16 protein-coding genes and 4 pseudogenes are annotated in these 20,875 nt (G+C 51.7%); 9 read left to right on the top strand and 11 right to left on the bottom strand.

From position 1 onward, the window contains the following. Window positions 1-81: 81 nt before the first annotated feature. Window positions 82-1,467: a NarK family nitrate/nitrite MFS transporter gene (locus tag A1830_RS14895; protein ID WP_067707789.1), complete on the bottom strand. Its 1,386-nt coding sequence runs from the start codon at window positions 1,465-1,467 to the stop codon at window positions 82-84. A gap of 327 nt (window positions 1,468-1,794) precedes the next feature. Between A1830_RS14895 and narL the strand changes: the two genes are divergently transcribed. The 3 genes from narL to dcuR are packed head-to-tail and all read left to right on the top strand — an operon-like array spanning window position 1,795 to window position 4,762. Continuing rightward, on the top strand, window positions 1,795-2,439 hold the full coding sequence (gene narL / locus A1830_RS14890; protein WP_073981028.1) for a two-component system response regulator NarL: 645 nt from the start codon (window positions 1,795-1,797) through the stop codon (window positions 2,437-2,439). Window positions 2,440-2,441: 2 nt separating this feature from the next. Then, window positions 2,442-4,049 (top strand): sensor histidine kinase, encoded by a 1,608-nt coding sequence (locus A1830_RS14885; RefSeq protein ID WP_067707786.1) that lies wholly within the window; start codon window positions 2,442-2,444, stop codon window positions 4,047-4,049. Further along, a complete protein-coding gene (dcuR, locus tag A1830_RS14880; protein WP_067707782.1) occupies window positions 4,043-4,762 on the top strand; it encodes a two-component system response regulator DcuR in 720 nt (239 codons plus the stop codon). Before A1830_RS14885 ends, dcuR begins: the two co-directional genes overlap by 7 nt. Window positions 4,763-4,780: 18 nt before the next feature. Here the strand turns inward: dcuR and A1830_RS14875 are convergent, their stop codons facing one another. Then, window positions 4,781-5,746: an FAD:protein FMN transferase gene (locus A1830_RS14875; RefSeq protein ID WP_067707778.1), complete on the bottom strand. Its 966-nt coding sequence runs from the start codon at window positions 5,744-5,746 to the stop codon at window positions 4,781-4,783. A gap of 104 nt (window positions 5,747-5,850) precedes the next feature. After that, entirely contained in the window at window positions 5,851-8,628 is a 2,778-nt protein-coding gene (locus tag A1830_RS14870) for a flavocytochrome c (protein ID WP_067707775.1), read from the bottom strand. A gap of 599 nt (window positions 8,629-9,227) precedes the next feature. On the opposite strand from A1830_RS14870, the gene A1830_RS14865 reads away from it, so the two are divergent. Both A1830_RS14865 and fumA read left to right on the top strand, forming a co-directional pair. Beyond that, window positions 9,228-10,739 (top strand): DASS family sodium-coupled anion symporter, encoded by a 1,512-nt coding sequence (locus A1830_RS14865; protein WP_067707772.1) that lies wholly within the window; start codon window positions 9,228-9,230, stop codon window positions 10,737-10,739. Between the two features lie 173 nt (window positions 10,740-10,912). Continuing rightward, a complete protein-coding gene (gene fumA / locus A1830_RS14860; protein ID WP_067707769.1) occupies window positions 10,913-12,559 on the top strand; it encodes a class I fumarate hydratase FumA in 1,647 nt (548 codons plus the stop codon). A 241-nt stretch (window positions 12,560-12,800) separates the two neighbouring features. Here fumA and A1830_RS14855 read toward each other — a convergent pair whose 3' ends face one another. After that, window positions 12,801-14,219, bottom strand: coding sequence for a sugar porter family MFS transporter (locus A1830_RS14855; RefSeq protein WP_067707766.1), 1,419 nt, complete (start codon window positions 14,217-14,219; stop codon window positions 12,801-12,803). 425 nt (window positions 14,220-14,644) lie between these two features. On the opposite strand from A1830_RS14855, the gene A1830_RS14850 reads away from it, so the two are divergent. Then, a complete protein-coding gene (locus A1830_RS14850; protein WP_067707755.1) occupies window positions 14,645-15,283 on the top strand; it encodes a hypothetical protein in 639 nt (212 codons plus the stop codon). Window positions 15,284-15,621: 338 nt separating this feature from the next. Next, complete coding sequence (locus A1830_RS14845) at window positions 15,622-16,239, top strand: Fic/DOC family protein (protein WP_067707752.1); 618 nt, start codon at window positions 15,622-15,624, stop codon at window positions 16,237-16,239. On the opposite strand, the gene A1830_RS23000 is transcribed toward A1830_RS14845, so the two are convergent. The 5 genes and pseudogenes from A1830_RS23000 to A1830_RS24020 form a co-directional block, all read right to left on the bottom strand. Continuing rightward, the gene (locus tag A1830_RS23000; protein ID WP_197473346.1) at window positions 16,236-16,403 is read right to left on the bottom strand and encodes a hypothetical protein; all 168 of its coding nucleotides are present in this window, start codon (window positions 16,401-16,403) and stop codon (window positions 16,236-16,238) included. The two genes, A1830_RS14845 and A1830_RS23000, sit on opposite strands and share 4 nt — an antisense overlap. Window positions 16,404-16,771: 368 nt before the next feature. Next, window positions 16,772-17,214 (bottom strand): annotated as a pseudogene (locus A1830_RS14840) (integrase core domain-containing protein); the annotation flags it as partial. Between the two features lie 6 nt (window positions 17,215-17,220). Then, window positions 17,221-17,632 (bottom strand): annotated as a pseudogene (locus A1830_RS14835) (IS3 family transposase); the annotation flags it as partial. A gap of 169 nt (window positions 17,633-17,801) precedes the next feature. Further along, window positions 17,802-17,975, bottom strand: a pseudogene (locus tag A1830_RS24025) (IS3 family transposase); the annotation flags it as partial. A 157-nt stretch (window positions 17,976-18,132) separates the two neighbouring features. Next, window positions 18,133-18,327: a transposase gene (locus tag A1830_RS24020; protein WP_073981027.1), complete on the bottom strand. Its 195-nt coding sequence runs from the start codon at window positions 18,325-18,327 to the stop codon at window positions 18,133-18,135. 907 nt (window positions 18,328-19,234) lie between these two features. On the opposite strand from A1830_RS24020, the gene A1830_RS14820 reads away from it, so the two are divergent. Continuing rightward, the gene (locus A1830_RS14820) at window positions 19,235-19,441 is read left to right on the top strand and encodes a hypothetical protein (RefSeq protein WP_067707749.1); all 207 of its coding nucleotides are present in this window, start codon (window positions 19,235-19,237) and stop codon (window positions 19,439-19,441) included. On the opposite strand, the gene A1830_RS14815 is transcribed toward A1830_RS14820, so the two are convergent. After that, the gene (locus A1830_RS14815; protein WP_067707746.1) at window positions 19,442-19,693 is read right to left on the bottom strand and encodes a hypothetical protein; all 252 of its coding nucleotides are present in this window, start codon (window positions 19,691-19,693) and stop codon (window positions 19,442-19,444) included. A gap of 125 nt (window positions 19,694-19,818) precedes the next feature. Between A1830_RS14815 and A1830_RS21600 the strand changes: the two are divergent. Next, window positions 19,819-20,147, top strand: a pseudogene (locus A1830_RS21600) (MFS transporter); the annotation flags it as partial. A 210-nt stretch (window positions 20,148-20,357) separates the two neighbouring features. On the opposite strand, the gene A1830_RS14805 reads toward A1830_RS21600, so the two are convergent. Further along, the gene (locus A1830_RS14805; RefSeq protein ID WP_067707730.1) at window positions 20,358-20,612 is read right to left on the bottom strand and encodes a hypothetical protein; all 255 of its coding nucleotides are present in this window, start codon (window positions 20,610-20,612) and stop codon (window positions 20,358-20,360) included. Between the last annotated feature and the right edge of the window lie 263 nt (window positions 20,613-20,875).

Here is a 20,875-nt window from a genome sequence, read left to right as displayed (position 1 = left end):
TCTCCTGAAGGCCTGGTGTTATCACAGGCTTCACAAAACGACATTGCGTAAACAGCGCATACGCGCGGTAAGGTGACTCAGTCAGTCTGCTTTTTTACGGCCATACACCCACCAGGTGATCGCCACGCAGATCAGATAAAACGCCAGAAAAAGCTGCATGGCCCCGGCGGGCGTGCCGGTCATGCTTAGCGAGAGGCCAAAGGTCTGGGGAATAAAAAAACCGCCCAGCGCGCCAATCGCCGAAATAAAACCGAGCGCTGCGGAGGTCTCCGTCACCGCCTCCCGCTGGGCTTTTTCGTCGCTGCCGCCGTCGCTTTTGATCCTCTCGTACGTCTGCCGACGAAAGATCGCCGCAATCATCTGGAACGTGGATCCGCTGCCCAGCCCGGCATTGATAAACAACACCATAAAGACGCCGTAGAAAGCGATGAAGGAGCCTTGTCCTTCCCCCGACAGCGTCAGGAACAGCAGTGCGGTAAACAGGGCCATAACCATAAAGTTAAGTAGCGTGACGCGCACGCCGCCAAAGCGGTCGGAGAGCATGCCGCCCACTGAACGCGCCAGCGCGCCGAGGAAGGGACCGAAGAAGGCGTAGCGCAGGATCACCACCTCGGGAAACTGCGTTTGAGACAGCATCGCAAAGCCCGCGGAAAAGCCGATAAAAGAGCCGAAGGTGGCGAGATAAAGCACCGCCATAATCCACAGATGCGGCCGCCGCAGCACCGTTAACTGCTCGCGCAGCGAGGATTTTGCCGCGGCAAGATCGTTCATGCCAAACCAGGCGGCCAGCGTGGCTACGGCCAGCAACGGCACCCAAATCCACGCGGCGTTTTCCAGCCAAAGCGATTCACCGTCAACCTGTACGCCATCGCTCATCAGGCCAAAGATCGCGACGGATATCGCCAGCGGCGCAAAGAACTGCATCACGCTGACGCCAAGGTTGCCCAGTCCACCGTTAATACCCAGGGCGCTCCCCTGTTTTGCCTTAGGGAAGAAAAAGCTAATATTCCCCATGCTGGATGCAAAGTTCGCCCCGGCAAAACCGCACAGCAGCGCAATCAGCACGAAAGTCGCAAACGAGGTGCGGGGATCCTGTACGGCAAAGCCCAGCCACAGGCAGGGAACCAACAAAATCGCGGTGCTGAAAGCGGTCCATCGCCGTCCGCCGACCAGCGGGATGACAAATGAGTACGGCACGCGAAGCAGCGCGCCGGAGACGGCGGGCAGCGCGGTCAGTAAAAAAAGCTGTTCAGTAGAAAAGTGAAATCCGACCTTGTTCAGGTTGACCGCCACGGCGCTGAACAGCATCCAGACGCAGAATGAGAGCATCAGGCAGAAGACGGAGATCCACAGATTACGGCGGGCGATATGCCTGCCGTACTGCTGCCAGAAGGCAGGATCCTCCGGCTGCCACTGCTGCAGCACCGCACCACGCGGCGGCGGAATGAGGGAGTGTTCTTGTGACATCAGTTTCTCGCTGGCAGATAAAATTGACCCACATCCTGCTGATCCCCCCCTCTTATCAGGTTGATGTAAATCAACGGCCCGGCAGGTAAATTTTTCTCATCAGGGTCTGCTAACCTCTTAAGGGGTATTGTTGATGTCGACATAAACACAGAATATTAATGGGAATAATCTCTTTTTTTTCGTAATGCCTCCCGACACCTCCCCACGATGGAAATTAATGCTTACCTCTTTGGTGGTATAGGGATAACAATAGCGATGGGTAAAATAGCGTCGACGACCGATTTTAGTGGCCGGAACGCCCGGCCACGCGCTTATGGGATATATGCTGTGAAAAAAAAAGCCGCCACTCTGCTACTGATTGACGATCATCCCATGCTACGCAATGGCGTAAAGCAGCTGATTGGGCTGGACGATCGCCTGCTGGTAGTCGCTGAAGCCAGTAACGGGGAACAGGGCGTGGCCCTGGCCGGGCTACACGACCCCGATCTGATCCTGCTCGATCTGAATATGCCCGGCATGAACGGGCTGAGTACGCTGGTGCAGCTGCGCACGCTGGAACTTACCGGCCGGATTGTGGTGTTTACCGTGTCCGATCACGAAGATGACGTGGTCAACGCTATCCGCGGCGGTGCCGATGGCTACCTGCTGAAGGATATGGAGCCAGAGGAGCTGCTAAAGTCGCTGCATCAGGCCGCTGCCGGGCAGATGGTATTAAGTGACGCGCTCACCAACGTACTGGTGACCAGCCTGCGGGAAAACCGCCCGGAGGCACGCGATATCAGCCAGCTTACCCGCCGCGAACGCGACATTCTGCGGCTGATTGCCCAGGGAATGACCAACAAGGCGATCGCCCGACGGCTCTGCATAACGGAAAGCACGGTGAAAGTTCACGTTAAACATCTGCTGAAAAAAATGCGCTTAAAATCGCGTGTGGAAGCCGCCGTCTGGGCTTTGCAAAGTGGGCATCAATAAGCATGAATGATTCACGAAAACCCTCGCCGCTGCGCAAGCGCCCGATGAAACTCAGCACGACCGTCTCGCTGATGCTCGGCACGGTAATTCTGGTGGTACTACTGAGCGTACACTTTCTTTACGTGGTGCAGATCGGCAATGTTACCCGTGAAGGGGTAAAAGATAAGGCGCTGGCCGCTGCCCGGACGCTGGCGGCGTCACCTGATATCCAGCGGGGGCTTACCCTGCCCCCCGACAGCAACATTATTCAGCCCATCGCGATGGCCGTGCAAAAAAACAACGGCCTGCTATTTGTGGTAGTGACCAATATGCAGGGGCGACGATATTCCCACCCTAATCCTCAGGCCATCAATCAGCACTTTATCGGTGACGATCTCAACGCGGCGCTCCAGGGGCATGAGAATATCGCCGTAAACAAGGGCATTCTGGATGAGGCGCTACGGGTTTTTACGCCGGTGTATAATGGGCAGCGCCAGCAGATCGGCGTGGTGGCGATTGGTATCTCCCTCAGCAGCGTGACGCAGCAGATTAACCATAGCCGCTGGGATATTCTCTGGACGGTACTGTTCGGCACGCTGGTCGGCGCAACGGGCGCGGTTTGTCTGGTCACGGTGTTAAAACGTCTGCTGTTTGGGCTGGAGCCTTACGAGATTTCCGCGCTGTTTGAGCAGCGGCAGGCGATGCTGCAATCCATTCGGGAAGGGGTTATCGCGGTCGATGACCAGGCCCAGGTGACGCTGATAAACGAGGAGGCGCGGCAGCTCTGTATGGGCTCAACCGCCGCGGACGCGGGCAATATTATCGCTAATTTGCGCGACGTGTTACGCAACAATATTGCCCGGCAGGATGAAGAGATCCACGTTAATGGTCGCATCCTGCTCAGCAATACGGTGCCGGTACGCAGCAATGGTGCGGTACTGGGAGCAATTTGTACCTTCCGTGATAAAACTGAAGTCACCCAACTGATGCAGCGGATGAACGGCATGGTGAACTACGTCGATAACCTGCGCGCGCACTCTCACGAGTTTATGAACAAGCTGCATGTTATTCTGGGCCTGCTGCATATGAAGAGCTATACGCAGCTTGAGGATTACATTCTTAAAACGGCCAATAACTACCAGACGGAGATTGGTTCACTGCTGCTGCGGATCAAATCGCCGGTGGTGGCCGGTTTCCTGTTAAGCAAGATCAACCACGCATCGGACACCGGCCACCAGCTCACGCTGAATGAAGACAGCTTTCTGCCCGAAAGCAGCAATGAAAAACAGGTTTCCACGCTGATTACCGTGTTGGGCAACCTGATAGAAAATGCCTTTGAGGCGATGAGCGGACAGCCCGAAGGCGAGGTGAACGTTCTGCTGCACTATCACAATGGCTGGCTGGCCTGTGAGGTCAGCGATGATGGGCCGGGCATTCCGGCCGCGCACCTGGACGCGATTTTCGAGAAAGGTTTTTCAGCCAAAGGAGAGCGTCGCGGCATGGGCTTATTTCTTACCCGACAGCAGACGCTGAGCATTGGAGGCGAAATTATCGTAGAATCCGAACCCGGTGTTTACACCCAATTTTTAGTCCAACTGCCCTGGGATGGAGGAAACATACGCGCATGCTAAATGTGTTAGTCGTTGATGATGATGCGATGGTCGCAGAGCTAAACCGCTGCTACATCGGCCAGATCCCCGGTTTCACCTGCTGCGGCATTGCCTCCACGCTGAAACAGGCGAAAGAGATACTGCTGGACAGCACCCTGCCGGTAGACCTGATCCTGCTGGATATCTATATGCAGCAGGACAACGGTCTGGATCTGCTGCCGGAGCTGCGCCACGCAAAGCGCAGCATTGACGTCATTGTGATCTCTTCCGCCGCCGATGCCGACACCATCCAGCAGTCACTGCACTATGGCGTCGTCGATTACCTGATTAAGCCGTTCCAGTTTTCACGTTTTGAAGAGTCGCTGACCGGATGGCGGCATAAAAAATCGCTCAAGGACAATCATCAATATTTCGAACAGGCCGATGTCGATGTGCTGCTGCACGGTAATCCTGCGGAGAATGGCGAAACGAACCGTCTTCCCAAAGGGTTAACGCCGCAAACCCTACGGACCCTCTGTCAGTGGATTGATGCGCACCCCGGCACCGAGTTTTCCACCGATGAGCTGGCCGCTGCGGTCAATATCTCCCGCGTATCCTGCCGGAAATACCTTATCTGGCTGGCTCAGCGGCACATTCTGTCAACCAACCTTCACTACGGTGCCACGGGCAGGCCGGTGTACCGCTACCGACTACAGGTCGAGCATCAGGCCCTGCTCAGGCAATTCTGCCAGTAATATTATCCGCTTCTGACGTCAGGCCAGGCGATAGCTGTCGTCCAGCAGGGTAAAGGAGAACTGCCGCCGCGACGACAAGACAACCCGCCGATCGCGGGTCACAAACAGGGCTTCAATACCCGGTATGTCGGCAAGGTAAGCAAGGCTTTTCTCTATGCCCATGCCGTACAGCAGCGTGGTAAAAATATCGCCATCGATCGAGTCCTCAGAAATGACGGTGACGCTGAGCAGTTCGTTATCCAGCGGGTAGCCGGTGTGGGGATCGAGGATATGGTGGTAGCGCTGCCCCTGAATTTCAAAGTAACGCTCATAAACGCCTGAGGTAACCACGGATTTACCGGTGACGTTTATCACGCCAATCAGCTCATCCGGCGCGCCAAAGGGTTTTTTCAGGCCAATCCCCCAGCTGCCGGGCGAACCGTCCGGAGTACCGCCCAGCGTCTGAACGTTGCCACCCAGATTGATTAACGCGTTTTCCACTCCTTCCTGCCGCAGCACATCCCTTACCCGGTCAGCGATATACCCTTTGGCTATGGCGCCCAGGTCTATCTCCATTCCGCGTTTTTCCAGAAAGACCGAACGTAACTGCGGGTCCAGGATCACCTGCTGCGGCTGAGTCAGCGCCCGCAGAGCGTGGATCTCCTCCGCAGGCGGCACGCTGTCGCCGTTAAAGCCAATTCTCCAGCGCTTTACCAGCGGCCCAATGGCGAGATTAAAACAGCTGCCGGGCACCATGCTGACTTCTTTTGCCCGGGCAATAAGATCAAATACAGGCTGGCTAACCACCACAGGGTGGTCGCCCGCCGCATGGTTAATCGTCATCACCCCGGAATGCGCCCGATTTACCGTCAGCAGCGTTTCCAGCTGTTTAATCAGGCGAAAGACGCGCGCGGCCCGGCCTTCGTTATGTTCAAACAGCTTAAGCAGGATCGGTGAACCCATCAACACGGCGGAATAGCCGTAAACCCGATCCTCTGTTGACATGATTTCTCTCCTCGCTGTTGGACGACGTCACTGCGCGTAATACCGTTCCGCGCTGCTTACCACGTCTGCTTATTTACCTGGCTCCATCTGTAGCACTCCGCTGTTTAGCGGCGCGCCAGTGCTGCTGCATTACGCCCTGCCAGTATGCCAAAGATAATAATATCGGCTATCGCGTTGCCACCGATCCGGTTTGCACCGTGGATGCCGCCAACGACTTCACCGGCTGCCCAGGCCCCTTCAATCACCTCTTTCTGCGTATTCAGTACCGCCGTATCGCGATTGATGGTCACGCCGCCCATGGTGTGATGCACGCCGGGGGCAATGCGGATAGCGTAGAAAGGTCCCTGATTGAGCGGATGGCGCAGCGCGGTTTTACGACCAAAGTCTTCGTCATTCTGCTGCTCAGCGAACAGGTTGTAGCGCTCCAGCGTGGCCAGCAGGGCATGGTGATCCATATTCAGCTTAACCGCCAGTGCATGGGGTGATGGAGCGCTTACCACAAATCCTTTGGCGATATACTCATCGGCGGCTTTATTGTTCATCCGCACCTGCTCATCAAAGATAACCCAGGCACTTTTTTCCGGCAGGGCAATGATTTCCGCTGAGACTTTGTCGCGGGTTTCCATCTCATTAAAGAAGCGCTTACCGGCCTGGCTGACCAGAATAGCACCGCCGCCGCGAATCGCTTCTGACACCAGATATGAGGTGGTTTGCTCGACGGTTGGGTGGATCTGAATTTCGCCCATATCGACGGTATCGGCACCGATCTGCTGCAACATGGCGATACCGCTGCCGGTCGCACCTTTATGGTTAGTGGTTACAAAGCCGTCCAGCTCGGGGCGATACTTCACCACCATCTCGCGATTGGCACTAAATCCGCCGGTGGCCACAATCACGCTTTTCGCATTGAGGATGCGGCTGTCATTGTATTCGTCCACCACCTTAACGCCGGTCACGACGCCTTTTTCCACAAGGATTTCGGAGACGGACGTTTCCAGCAGCACCTCAATATTGCGCTTATTGATGTTTTTCACCAGGCCACTGATCAAAAAGCCCCCTACCGCAGAGCGATCCGCAGGGCGGTGGGTACGGTCAATGCTCATCCCGCCGGTAATGGTGATGTCGTTTAATACGATATCTTTCGCGGCCAGCCACTCAATCGCCTCAGGTGCCAGCTCGACCAGTTCGCGCAGCAGCACCGGGTTGTTTTTGCATTTCCCGCCTTTTAGCGTCTCTTCAAAGAACAGCTCTTTACTGTCTTCGATACCTTTTAACTTCTGGAAGCGGGTTTCTGCCGCATTCATCCCGACCGAGGCTTTAATCGTGTTACCGCCAATCGTCGGCATTTTTTCGATGATCGCTACGCGGGCGCCTTCATCGCAGGCCTGAATAGCCGCCGCCAGGCCCGCGCCGCCGCTACCGATCACCACCACATCGTAGTTCTGCGGTGCCTGAGGATTGCCGCCCTCTTCGATGACCTGTTCTTTACTGGAGGTGGCCAGCGCGCGGGAAACGGCTTTTTTCAGCGCTTCACTCTGCGTGGTCGCACCGGTAATGGCATCCACATGGGGGCTGTTGGCGACCAGGATCCGTGAACGCAGGCTCTCAAAGGTGGTGGTGAAATCAACGTCCAGCGTGTCGTCCGGCACCAGCATAATATCGGTAATGCGGTCGGTATCCAGCATGACGTCAATTTTCAGCTTCAGGGCTTCGGCTTCCACTTTCTCCTGATAGACACCGGCTTTATATTTGCGCCCGGCGGTGCTCATATCGCGGATCATCGCGTCCACCAGCGAGAAACGCCACAGCGGTTCAGGGATGTTCAGCGCTTCACGCCGGGTGCTGTCGATGAACAGCTCAAGATGGTCGTTGTTAATAATGCGGTCAGCCCAGTCGGGGTAGGCAATGCAGGCCTTACCAATCGCGACCAGGTCAAAACCCATCTCCAGGCCGCGCTCGGCGTCGGCCTTATTGACCACGCCACCGACGCCAATCACCGGAATTCTCGCCAGCGTCTCTGAGCGCATGGCGCGATACTTTTCAATCAGCGGCGTCGGATCCTCCCTGTCCACGATGGAGGAGCGCAGCAACTGCCCGACGGAGAAATGCACGTAGTCCAGCCCGCGAGCAGCGAGTTTTTCCAGCAGGTACATCGTGTCATCAAAGCGAATGCCGGGCACTTCAAGCTCTTCGGGAGAGAAGCGATAGCCGATAATAAAAGCGCTGTCAGCAAACCGCTCCGCCATTTTGTGCGTAATCTCAAGGACTTCAAGCGGGAAACGCGCGCGGTTATCCCGGCTTCCGCCCCATTTATCGTCGCGCTGGTTAGAGTTTGGTGAGTAAAACTGCTGAATCAGATAGGTATTGGCGCCGTGGATCTCCACGCCATCGAAGCCGGCTTTAATGGCGCGGTTTACCGCATCACCGAATTTGGTGATCATCACCTCAACTTCTTCTCCGCTCAGCGCCTGCGGGGTGGTTGCGCCTTCGCGCGGAGCGGCAATGGCGCTGGGGGCGACCGGCGTTCTGCCGCCAATCAGTTCCGGCTCAACCATCCTGCCGCCGTGATAAATCTGCAAAATCGCCTTAGAGCCTTTGGACTTGATCGCATCCGCAATTTTCTTCAGGCCGGAGATTTTGTTGTCGCTGTCGATGGCAATCGCGCCCGGGAAAGCAGGACCTTTCGGGTCAATAAAGCAGCATTCAACAATGACGGTACCGATGCTGCCGGCACGATCGCGGTAGTACTCCACCAGCTCACTGGTGACCGTACCATCATAAAAACCGGTGCAGGTGGTCATTGGCGCCATCAGCAGGCGGTTTTTAAGTACGGCACCGTTTGGCAGAGTCAGGGGATTCAGGATTGGGGTGAGTGTATTCATGGTGTTCAACTCCAAAATTTAAAAGTCTTTAATTCTGTCGCGGACGCATTACATAAGTTTTAATTAAGTGGTCCGATGTCATGCTTTTAATATACCGATTTCTTTACTTTAAAAAGATCTAATTTTAGTTATAAAACTTTTAAATAAACTCAGACTTTTTATTTATTAATAATGATAATAGCCGTCAATCCAATTGTTAATTATCCGTTGATAAAAATCAACACTTCGTTTACAATAAAAATAAAATTCATATCAATCAGGTAATTATGATGTATTTACATGAAATAAAAAGAGATTACCGTTGTCACAACCTGGCACAAACAGGTAATTACGACGGGTTTAAACCCCCTTTAACCTTAGGGTTTATTGAAAAATAAAGCGATGCTGAAATATTTATTGATCCAGATCAAAATTTATATTCCGAATAATCGCATTATATTCATATTCACTTAATTAAGACGGATAAAAGTGAACAAAAAGGGAAAAACACCATTTAGATGTCACGGCTCAAACGTTAAAAAAAAGGTTTTTAAACTAAAAAAAGCAAATATCTGGGCCGGGGCGTAAAACGCATTCTTAATAACTTGCAGAAAACTACTATGAAACAAACATCCGCAATGAGTGAATCGGCGAAAGCCGTTCCTGCCTCTCCAGGGCAAAAAAAACGTCTGATCATGCTGTTCCTGCCGGTGCTGGTGGCCGTGCTGCTGCTACTGGTTCCGGTCCCGGATGGCCTCGAACCCTACGCGTGGCACTTCTTTGCCATCTTCGTAGGCGTGATTGTCGGCCTGATCTTTGAACCCCTGCCGGGTGCCGTAATTGGCCTCACCGGCGTGGTGGTCATCGCCCTCTTCAGTCAGTGGGTGTTGTTCAGCCCGGCGGAAATGGCCAGTCCCAAATTTAAAATGGCGAGTGAGTCGTTTAAATGGGCGGTCAGCGGGTTTGGCAACTCCACGGTGTGGCTCATCTTCGGGGCCTTTATGTTTGCCGCCGGGTATGACAAAACGCAGTTTGGCCGTCGTCTGGCGCTGATTCTGGTAAAATACCTCGGGCGTCGCAGCCTGACGCTGGGCTACGCCATTACCTTTGCCGACCTGCTGCTGGCTCCCTTTACACCGTCTAACACCGCGCGCAGCGGCGGGACTATCTACCCCATTATTGCCAACCTGCCGCCGCTGTATGATTCCAAACCTAACGATCCCAGCGCGCGTAAAATTGGCTCCTATCTGATGTGGGTCGCCATCACCGCGGCCTGTATTACCAGCTCAATGTTCCTGTCGGCTCTGGCCCCTAACCTGCTGGCGCTGGCGCTGGTGAAAAGCGTTATCGGCTTCGATATCTCCTGGGGGATGTGGTTCCTGGCCTTCCTGCCGCTGGGTCTGCTGCTGATCCTCACCATGCCGCTGCTGGCCTACTGGCTCTATCCGCCAGAAGTGAAGTTCAATGATGAAGTCCCTCGCTGGGCCAGCCGTGAACTGGAAAAACTGGGCAGGCTGACCCGTAATGAAATTCTGCTGCTGGGGTTCGTGGTCTGTGCCCTGCTGATGTGGATTTTCGCCACCGCCTGGATTGAGCCAGCTATGGCCGCCCTGCTGGTGATTGTGCTGATGCTGTGGACCGGCGTACTGAACTGGAACGATATCACCAGCAACAAGGCGGCATGGAATACCTTCGCCTGGTTTGCCACCCTGGTTGCGCTGGCGGATGGTCTGGCCCGCGTCGGCTTTATTGCCTGGCTGGGCAAAGAGGGCGCCACCCTGCTGCACGGCTACGATCCACAGGTCTCTGCGGTGGTGCTGCTGATTGCCTTCTTCCTGCTGCACTACCTGTTTGCCAGTACCACCGCGCATACCACCGCGCTGCTGCCAGCCATGCTGACCATTGCCGCTTCCATACCGGGCATTAATATGCCGGTATTCTGCCTGATGATGTGTACGTCTCTGGGTCTGATGGGGATAATCACACCTTACGGCACCGGCCCAAGCCCGATTTACTACGGCAGTGGTTATCTGCCAACCAAAGACTACTGGCGGTTAGGAACCATCTTCGGTGCCATTTTCCTCTGTGCCCTGATGCTGATTGCCTATCCGTGGATGGTGATGATGTTCTGATCCGGTAGCCTGCGCTAAAGCATGTACTCTGCCTCGCGCTGTCGAACCATCCCCCAGACCTGCCCGTCAGCCCTTACGGCTGAGGGGCCAGGATAAAAATAAAATGTCGCCAGTGATGCTGTCCCTGCCAACAGATTGCGCCAGGGGCAACACGTCATTAAGTGAGAAAAACAATGTCGAATAAAACGTTCACCTATCAGAACCCCTTCCCTCTTGCCCACGAGGATACCGACTACTACCTGCTAACCCGCGACCATGTTTCCGTCACCTCTTTCGAGGGACAGGAAGTACTGAAAGTTGATCCGCAGGCGCTAACGCTGCTGGCCCAGCAGGCTTTCCACGATGCCTCCTTTATGCTCCGTCCCGCGCACCAGCGCCAGGTGGCGGCGATACTCGACGACCCTGAGGCCAGCGAAAACGATAAATACGTCGCGCTACAGTTTCTGAGAAACTCGGAAATTGCCGCCAGGGGTATCCTGCCCACCTGTCAGGATACCGGCACCGCGATCATTATGGGTAAAAAAGGCCAGCGCGTCTGGTCCGGCGGCGGGGATGAAGCCGCCCTTTCGCGCGGCGTGTATAACACCTATATCGAAGACAACCTGCGCTATTCGCAAAACGCCGCGCTGGATATGTATAACGAGGTCAATACCGGTACTAACCTGCCGGCTCAGATCGACCTCTATAGCGTCGATGGCGATGAATACAAGTTCCTGTGCATCGCGAAAGGCGGTGGCTCGGCGAATAAAACCTATCTCTATCAGGAAACCAAAGCGCTGCTTAGTCCCGGAAAGCTGAAAAGCTACCTGACCGAGAAGATGCGCTCGCTGGGCACCGCAGCCTGCCCGCCATACCATATTGCCTTTGTTATTGGCGGCACCTCGGCGGAGAGTACGCTGAAAACGGTGAAGCTGGCCTCCACTCACTACTACGATGGCCTGCCGCTGGAAGGCAATGAGCACGGCCAGGCGTTCCGCGACGTGCAGCTTGAGCAGGAACTGCTGCTGGAAGCACAAAAGCTGGGACTGGGCGCGCAGTTTGGCGGCAAATATTTTGCCCATGACATCCGCGTCATTCGCCTGCCGCGCCACGGTGCCTCCTGCCCGGTAGGCATGGGCGTTTCCTGCTCCGCCGACCGCAATATCAAGGCCAAAATCAACCGCGACGGCATCTGGATTGAAAAGCTGGAAGATAATCCGGGCCGCTACATTCCTGCCGCGCTGCGTCAGCAGGGTGAAGGCGATGTCGTACAGGTTGATCTCAACCGCCCGATGGTCGCGATCCTCGACCAGCTGTCGCAGTATCCCGTCTCTACCCGCCTTTCGCTGAGCGGCACCATCATTGTGGCGCGTGACATCGCGCATGCGAAGCTGAAGGAGCGCATTGATAACGGTGAGGGGCTGCCGCAGTACGTTAAGGATCATCCGATCTACTACGCGGGCCCGGCAAAAACACCTGAAGGCTATGCATCTGGCTCGCTCGGCCCAACCACGGCGGGGCGTATGGATTCCTACGTTGACCTGCTACAGGCTAACGGTGGCAGTAAGATTATGCTGGCGAAGGGCAACCGCAGCCAGCAGGTAACCGATGCCTGCCACAAGCACGGCGGCTTCTACCTGGGCAGCATCGGCGGACCGGCCGCGGTACTGGCGCAGCAGAGTATTAAAAGCCTGGAGTGCGTGGAGTATCCCGAACTGGGAATGGAGGCTATCTGGAAGATTGAGGTTGAGAACTTCCCGGCCTTTATTCTGGTGGACGATAAGGGCAATGACTTCTTCGCGCAAATCCAGCACAAACAGTGCGCCCAGTGCGTGAAGTAATCCGGACGCCAGCACTGCTCTATGCTCAGCGCGTGAAGTGAGCTGGCTGGCAGCACTGCTCTATGCTCAACGCGTGAAGTAAGCTGGCTGCCACTGCTCTGCGTCCCAGACGGGCTATGCGACGCAGCGTAAGCAGTAAGCAGTAAGCAGTAAGCAGTAAGCAGTAAGCAGTAAGCAGTAAGCCGAGGGCGCGCCAGTGTTGGTGCGCCCTCGGCTTATCTGCAGTACGCTACTGGCCTTGCTACTGGCCTAGATCGCGCAGCTTTTTACCTGCCATCAGATTCTTTTCAATATGCTCAAGCGTTTTGTTTTTCGTCTCCGGCACCAGGAACACGGTGATAACGATGAACGCCAGATTAAAGCCGGTATACAGCCAGAAGGTCCCCGCCGCGCCGATACTGCCCAGCAGCGTCAGGAAGGTCGCGCCAATCAGCATATTTGCCACCCAGTTGGTGGTGGTTGAACAGGTTATGCCAAAGTCACGACACTTCAGCGGCTGGATCTCCGAGCAAAGTATCCATACTACCGGCGCGGCACTCATGGCATAGCCACCAATACAGAGCATGGTCATCCCGACGGATACCCATGAAAGTCCGGTAGAGACCTCCCCTTCACCCGCTTTAAGCAGACAATATCCCAGGATCAGCGTGGCAAATGCCATTACCGAAAACCCTATTTTCAGAATCGGCTTTCTGCCCGCCTTATCTACGGTGAACACCGCGATAAAGGTCGCAAACATAAAGGTCAGCCCAACGACCACCGTGGCAATCATCTGCTCCTGGGTACTTTGGAAACCCGCCATTTTAAAAATCTGCGGCGCGTAATACATGATGATATTCATGCCCGTAAACTGCTGCATTCCCTGTAACAGCATGCCAAGGAAAACGGCACGTCTTACGTTGCGGTTCTGCCTGAACAGCGAGAATCCACCCTGCTTCATGCGCAGGCTTTCCCTGATCTCATTCAGTTCCTGACGGGCCTTCTCGGAGGTATCCCTCAGCATGCGCAGCACTTCTTCCGCTTCAATGTGCATGCCTTTTGCCGCCAGCCAGCGCGGGCTGTTAGGCAGAAAAATCACCAGGATGAAAAGGATAACGGCGGGTATGGCCAGCACACCTAACATCGCCCGCCAGTTACCGCTGTAGCTCAGCGCGGTATCGGACAGGAAAGCCAGTACGATGCCCACCGTTATCATCAGCTGATACATGCTGATCATTTTGCCACGGATATTTTCGGTGGCCATTTCAGACAGGTATAGCGGCGCGGTGTAGGAGGCAATCCCGACCGCCACCCCCAGCAATACGCGAAAAACCAGCAGAATTTCTAAATTGACCGCAAAGGCAGACCCCAGCGACCCCACAATAAATAATACCGCAGCGGACATCAGACTGTATTTCCTGCCCAGGCGGTGTGAAACCCAACCGTTGCAAAGCGCGCCGACAGCCGCACCCAGCATCATACTGCTTACCACCCACTCCTGCTGGTGGCTGTCCAGCGTGAAGTGTTGCGTAATAAAAGGCAGCGCCCCGGAAATCACGCCAATATCCAGACCAAATAGCAGACCGGCAAAAGCGGCCGATATGGAGATAAAAGCATTCATGCGCCGTACTTTACGTTTGCGATCGTCTACAGGAATCACATCATCGTTTACAAGAGACATCTTCAGGCTCCGCTTCTCAGGCATCTGTAGCCGCAAAGCATACAAAACTGCCGCCTCGCGGTATTAGGCCGAACGCTCCCAAAGCATGGACAATCTGGCTAAGCAGCTCACAATTGTGATGGGGATCCCGTCTGTGCTGCTTTAGACGGCCAGGACGCATTCATCCTCGATTGAGGTCGGGCAGTTTAACGTTGATGACAACGTTGTCAGGTACTCGACGGTCTGCTTATCTGCCTGGCTCTGCCCGTATCGCTGTAGCGGCAATGAATACCCGGTCTTAAATAAGCATTCATTTTCAACAAGACAGTTTAAAAAGACACAACGTCTACCCTGTTTAAATCCAGATTATTCTTAAAAATCATTTATGAAACAGATATAATGCGCGGAGATTTTTATGATCGGTTACCACTCTGGGAGAGTGAATTATGAGTACTATTGAAGATCGGGAAAAAATTATTCCTGAGCAGGGTTTAGAAAAAGCGTATGGCTATCTGAATTCTATGCTGGTGAGTGGTGAAAAATTACTGAAAGTGGCGATTCAACGACGTCTGTTTGCACTTGACCGCCGCAGAATAATGGTCAGCGCGACATCGGGCCGATTTATTGGCATGACACGCGGCCTGCTTGGAGGGTTTACCCCTATTGATGTCCGCTGGCAGGATCTAAAAGACGCTCAGATCAAAGCGGGCATTTTCGGCAGCACGCTTTACATTAGTGCGCTTTCGCAGCCCGATCTGGCCAGCGGCGGGAAAGTTTACCGTTACCAGTTTGGTGGATTACGCAAAGATGAAGCCCAGGAAATTTATAAAATCGCGCAGGCGCATGAGCAGGCCTGGCGTGAGAAAAGGCGTCAGCGTGAGCTGGAAGAGTTAAGGGCTAAATCGGGCGGGTTTGGTAATTTTGCCAATAATTCGGGATTTGCAGGCGGCAGTGCACCAGGCGAAGCCGGTAATGAAGCCAGCTCGGTAGAGCGCTTAAAGAAAGCCCGACAGATGCTTGAAGAAGGACTGATCTCCGATTCCGAGTATGAGACGACCAAGTCACGCATTATCAACGAACTGTGATCGTGAAAGCCGATTGAGGCTACGATCTTCATTTTGATACTACCTGCCTGCAGGCAAAATTATGTTTTTACCTGTATTTGACTGATGTCGTTTCGTATCAAAACAGTTTGATTTTGAACATAAAATGCTTGCAGGTATAAAGACTTCCCGGCCCATACCCCAATGATGCATTGGTGTGTTTATGCTGATTATCAACGATTATTTTCCACAAAAATATAAAAACCACACTTTAGCCTGCACTTTATTAACTATCTGATTTTACATATATTGTTTGCTGTATTCATCCAGCATTATAATCCCTCTGTTTTTCCATACTTCTAATTACACCGGGAATCTCCATGAGCCGATACCATGTGTCCAGCAGTGAAGGCCAGTATGAGAAAGACTCTGGCGAGCAGGTTTTGGCTAATAAACTGGGTATCGCTGCTTCCGACGAGATGGATGAAGCGGAACTTGTCCTGTTAGAACAACTCTACCAGTCCGTTTTTGAAGAACAGTTTCCGGAAGGACAGCTTAGCGTAGCCATGCTAAAAAGCTGGCACCGCCGCTGGTTAGGCAATATCTACGAGTGGGCGGGACAAGAAAGAGCGGTCAATATCAGCAAGGGCGACTTTATGTTTGCCCCCTCAGCGCAGTTGCCAAAACTGCTGAACGAATTCGACACCAGGTATCTGGCTCAATACACGCCGTGTAGCAGCATGGACGAAGAACAACTCATCACCGCTATCGCCATCACCCATGTGGAGTTGATACTTATCCATCCATTCAGAGAGGGAAACGGGCGCCTGTCGCGACTATTAGCCGACGTGATGGCCGTTCAGGGTGGATACAAACCGCTGGATTATCAAAGCTGGGAGCAGAACAAAACCCAGTATGTCCTGGCTATCCATGCAGGCTTGTCAATGGACTATGAGCCGATGAGACACTGGGTCAGAGAAGGATTAAGAAGGGATTAGGCAAGGCGAAGATGGGCGAACTTTTTACGTGTCGCTTCAAGCGAAGCTTCTATCCTCTCGGAGGACTGCCCTGTTTCAACAGCAGTAGAGGTTGCTACTGAGCGAACGATGTCAGCACGAGACGGCTTAGAGTAGCTTGCCCGAGTTTTTTTATTGTTGCTCATAGTTACCCCTGAAAGCAGAATTTGGGCGGAAAGTCATCACACAAACATTATACCAAAATTTCCAGTCGAATTCACTCAATGCCTTGTTAAAGAGCATAAGCGAACTACCTAGGCCACCTTAGGAAAAAGGATGCAAATCAGTTTTGTTGCGGCAAACGAGGCGCTATTCGGATCTGGAATGCGCTTCGCAAAACACGCTGGGTATTATTTGTATTAGCTCAGACCTGATCTGACAATTATCGGTTATTTATACAGTTATCTGTCAGATTACATCTGGCTTAAATTTTTCTCAGCCCAGATGCGCTTTCCATCAAGTAACGTTTCCATTGGCATCCGGCCGCAACACATGTCCCCTGNTATCTGTCAGATTACATCTGGCTTAAATTTTTCTCAGCCCAGATGCGCTTTCCATCAAGTAACGTTTCCATTGGCATCCGGCCGCAACACATGTCCCCTGATGGGTTCGCTCATTATTATAGTGAGCCAGCCATTCATCAAGATCCGATTGCAAAGCTTCAAGAGCGCCATATAATTTTTTGCGGAACGTCACCTGATAAAACTCGTTCAGTATCATTTTATGGAACCGCTCGCAGATGCCGTTGGTCTGCGGTGACATCGCCTTCGTTCTCGTATGTTCGATGTCATTTATCGCCAGATAAAGCTGGTAATCATGCTGCTCTACTTTGCCGCAATATTCTGTGCCTCTGTCTGTCAGTATTCTCAGCATCAGCAGGCCCTGAGACTCATAAAACGGCAGCACGCCATCATTCAGCAAATCAGCCGCTGTAATCGGCGTTTTGGTAACATAAAGCTAGTTGCCACGGCCGCTCATGCTGCCACGCAGATTATATCGTTTGAGCAATGCCTGATAATCCGCTGAGCAATACTGTCCGCCCCGATCGGTATGAACGATAACATTCTGCGGCCGTTTACGCCGCCAGAGAGCCATCTGAAGCGCATCGCAGGCAAGCTGGGCTGTCATCCGTGACGACATTGACCAGCCGATAACTGCCCGTGACCACAGGTCAGTGACCACGGCAAGATACAACCAGCCCTCACCGGTGCGCAGGTACGTGATGTCACCGCACCATTTCTGGTTCGGACCGCTGGCGCTGAAGTCCTGCTTCAGCAGATTCTGACACCGGCAGCCCGTGCTCACTGTAGCTGACCGGGCTGAACCGCCGGGAGGCCTTTGCACGCAACCCCTGCCGCCGCAGGCTGGAAGCGATGGGTTTAACGTTACACGTCAGACCCTGCTNTTTCTGGTTCGGACCGCTGGCGCTGAAGTCCTGCTTCAGCAGATTCTGACACCGGCAGCCCGTGCTCACTGTAGCTGACCGGGCTGAACCGCCGGGAGGCCTTTGCACGCAACCCCTGCCGCCGCAGGCTGGAAGCGATGGTTTTAACGTTACACGTCAGACCCTGCTCCCGTAGTTCATCTGCCAGGCGTGGCGCACCGTAGCGCTGTTTCGCCTGGGGGAAGGCGTCACTGACCGCAATGTCGCAGTCCTGCCTGAAGCGCTGACGCGCATTGATAACCCGGCACCGGTTGCACCAGGCCTGCCAGCCACTTCNACCGCAATGTCGCAGTCCTGCCTGAAGCGCTGACGCGCATTGATAACCCGGCACCGGTTGCACCAGGCCTGCCAGCCACTTCAGGACACGCGCAATACCCGGCACGTGGCTTTGATGCTGAATTCAGCCTGGTGGTTTTCGATAAAGACATACTTCATTTCAGGCGCTCATAGGATGTTGTCTGGTGTTGTTGTTTGCTGCGCCAGTTATAGAGCTGGGATTCATACAGACTGAGTTCGCGGGCTGCGGCAGCCACACCGATACGCTCAGCAAGGTTCAGGGCTTCATTGCGGAATTCGGGCGTGTGCTGCTTACGCGTCTTCTTTGTGGTTGATGCTGGCTTTGTCATATGAGTCACCTCTGGTTGAGAGTTTACTCACTTAGTCGCGTGTCCACTATTGGTGGGATGCTTACAATACGACCATATCAAAAACTGTTGTTTCCGAACTATTGCTTCTTCTTTGAGTAATCCGTTTTTCAACTGCAATTTCTTGTTCTGCTTACAGGTACTGTTTAGATTTCAGGCCTCTGTACGTCTGCAATTCCAGTATTGGAGCGGGCCTGATAATGCCATGAATCAGGCTGTTTCCCGTATAGAAAGGGTACTATTCAATAAATTTTCACCCCGAGTTGCGAACGCTCTCGCATGCTTGTTCGAAACGAACATTATCCGATATTTTTCCGACTCCAGCCCTGATAACCTTCAATAAAATAGTGACCCGATAAGCGCTACTGTTACCAGGGCCGCTTTCCCTGGTATCGGGTAACACCGTCATCTCAGGGATGAATCCTGCGGGTTGTCAGTGATATGATAGGCCCCATGTACGGGATTTTTTTCTCGCCGGTAGCCGGAATACTTTTGGCTTACAAATTGCGGATTCGGAGAGGCGAACAGCGTTTCACCTGAATTCCAAAGATGAGTAAATTCAATATGAAAGAGTCTGTAGACAGGGACCTCTCGACCCACACCCCAATGATGCAGCAGTATTTTTTAATATTTTTAATTCAATGTTTTTATTAAATTTATAAATTAAACCTCTTAATTGGCATACAAATGGCATACATGCTAGGCTAATTTTTACGGTAAGAGTTACATTGATATGACAAAGATTATAGGTCTTTTCATACACACAAACATGAGTAAAACAGAGTTATTTCGAAAACAAAAAATTGACAACCCCCTAACAATTTCATTAGATTTATGATTATAAATTAAACACAATTTATGGTTTTTATTTTATAAGGAGAAGGAATAAATGATAGACCTGTTTAAAAAACATAAACCGTCCGCAACAATAGTTAGAGTGGAGGAGATTGATGAAAATGGCAAGACCTATGATCCGCCACAATATGAATATTGGGTTATTGTTAAATCTTCTCCGCCTAAAGTTCTATCAGTCGCTTATTCCTTCGATGAAGCATTAGATAAGTTAAATAGTGATGGATACTCATACATACTTTAACTATCTATCACTCTCCTCCTCATCCAAATAACCGGGGAAGTTTTTCGACTGAGTTCCTTCTGAAGGAATAAAAACATCCCCCACGCTTTGACTTTGCCATTTGTTATGAAATGGAATAAATTTATCTTTGTTAGCATCCCAATGTTTTATACACATATTTAATGCTGCATCCGCTTCTTTCTTAGCCTCATTCACAGGAAGTCTTGTTAAACAAGCTATGAATGCTTTATTCCAAAAATCTTCTATAGTCATAATTAACCCTCTTATATTAAATAACTCACATAATAAATACCACCATAAGAAACAATGTCAATACAGATTGATTTTTATATTTTTTTCCTAATGCTTTTGTCTTCTACGCTAACAATTAGCGAATGATGACGATGTTGTGCATTGGTGTTTATGCTATGAGCACGGCACCAGTGTTCTGGAGAATGTGTTCTGAGATACAGCCCCTAAAATGCCGGGACTTTGGGATCACCTGTTCAACCACGACGAACTGGGTTGCAAACATGATTATAGGTGCGACCTTCCTTTCACTTTTGGGGAGTATAGGTCCGGCAGGGACATTTTGGCTCTACATGGGGTTCAATCTGCTCTTCATCGTGATAACTTTTCTGCTGGTCCCTGAAACTAAAAGGGTTACTCTTGAGCACATTGAAAAAAATCTAATGTCTGGTAAAAGCTTCGCGATCTGGGCCAGTAAGTTTAAACCTAATAAAAGCCAGCAATGAATGACTAGCTTTTATTTTTTCAAAATATAATTTTTTGAAAATTTATAATCTTTTTCTAAAATCATCGCACCCACCATTTTCAGGATTCAATATACTACTTACCTTATCCTTTTCTTCCTTAACTTTTCTCCTAACCAACATATCCTCAAGGGTGTTATCAAAATTATAATCAAGCAATTCTTCTACGATCCAATGCTCAACCCCGCCATTTTTTCGGTATAAAAACTTGATAAATCGAAGTTATTTATTATGAAAAGTGCTTTTTCAGCAAAGCTAAGTTCTAAATGTTTCCAAAATAACTCAATCACTATATTTCCACCTGGAAAGTCAAAGAAATGATCACTTCCCCCCCTTTCACTTAATAATTGTGATGTAGTCTCTCCAAGCCTAACCACTACCTCTTTTATATCATCATCTATGATTTCTGTCTTATCCATGTCAAATATCCTCTTTGAGTGAATATCCTATAATGTTTTATCTTATTTTTTATTAAAGTCAAACCCACCTTATCGATTCATACACTATGAGCATTTATATTTTTAGGATTCAAAAATATATTTATTATAATTTAACAGACAAAACCCCTCGATTTAAATGTTGACTATATCATTTCCACTTAACTTGTAATAGATTGGTTGCTTTTTGCTCGACTTTATTCTTTATATGGATTAAGCGATTTTGATTCTAAAAATAAATATTC

This window comes from Erwinia sp. ErVv1 (genome assembly GCF_900068895.1).
Taxonomy (GTDB): domain Bacteria; phylum Pseudomonadota; class Gammaproteobacteria; order Enterobacterales; family Enterobacteriaceae; genus Erwinia.
This window is presented reverse-complemented; position numbering and strand designations above follow the sequence as displayed.

Bases quoted from the DNA above. Each gene is read 5' to 3' on its own strand.
- A1830_RS14850 (WP_067707755.1), top strand. From the start codon at position 14,645: ATGAGTACTATTGAAGATCGGGAAAAAATTATTCCTGAGCAGGGTTTA.
- fumA (WP_067707769.1), top strand. From the start codon at position 10,913: ATGTCGAATAAAACGTTCACCTATCAGAACCCCTTCCCTCTTGCCCAC.
- A1830_RS14875 (WP_067707778.1), bottom strand. From the start codon at position 5,746: ATGTCAACAGAGGATCGGGTTTACGGCTATTCCGCCGTGTTGATGGGT.
- A1830_RS23000 (WP_197473346.1), bottom strand. From the start codon at position 16,403: ATGAGCAACAATAAAAAAACTCGGGCAAGCTACTCTAAGCCGTCTCGT.
- A1830_RS24020 (WP_073981027.1), bottom strand. From the start codon at position 18,327: ATGACAAAGCCAGCATCAACCACAAAGAAGACGCGTAAGCAGCACACG.
- A1830_RS14845 (WP_067707752.1), top strand. From the start codon at position 15,622: ATGAGCCGATACCATGTGTCCAGCAGTGAAGGCCAGTATGAGAAAGAC.
- A1830_RS14885 (WP_067707786.1), top strand. From the start codon at position 2,442: ATGAATGATTCACGAAAACCCTCGCCGCTGCGCAAGCGCCCGATGAAA.
- dcuR (WP_067707782.1), top strand. From the start codon at position 4,043: ATGCTAAATGTGTTAGTCGTTGATGATGATGCGATGGTCGCAGAGCTA.
- A1830_RS14895 (WP_067707789.1), bottom strand. From the start codon at position 1,467: ATGTCACAAGAACACTCCCTCATTCCGCCGCCGCGTGGTGCGGTGCTG.
- A1830_RS14820 (WP_067707749.1), top strand. From the start codon at position 19,235: ATGATAGACCTGTTTAAAAAACATAAACCGTCCGCAACAATAGTTAGA.
- A1830_RS14815 (WP_067707746.1), bottom strand. From the start codon at position 19,693: ATGACTATAGAAGATTTTTGGAATAAAGCATTCATAGCTTGTTTAACA.
- A1830_RS14865 (WP_067707772.1), top strand. From the start codon at position 9,228: ATGAAACAAACATCCGCAATGAGTGAATCGGCGAAAGCCGTTCCTGCC.
- A1830_RS14805 (WP_067707730.1), bottom strand. From the start codon at position 20,612: ATGGATAAGACAGAAATCATAGATGATGATATAAAAGAGGTAGTGGTT.
- A1830_RS14855 (WP_067707766.1), bottom strand. From the start codon at position 14,219: ATGTCTCTTGTAAACGATGATGTGATTCCTGTAGACGATCGCAAACGT.
- A1830_RS14870 (WP_067707775.1), bottom strand. From the start codon at position 8,628: ATGAATACACTCACCCCAATCCTGAATCCCCTGACTCTGCCAAACGGT.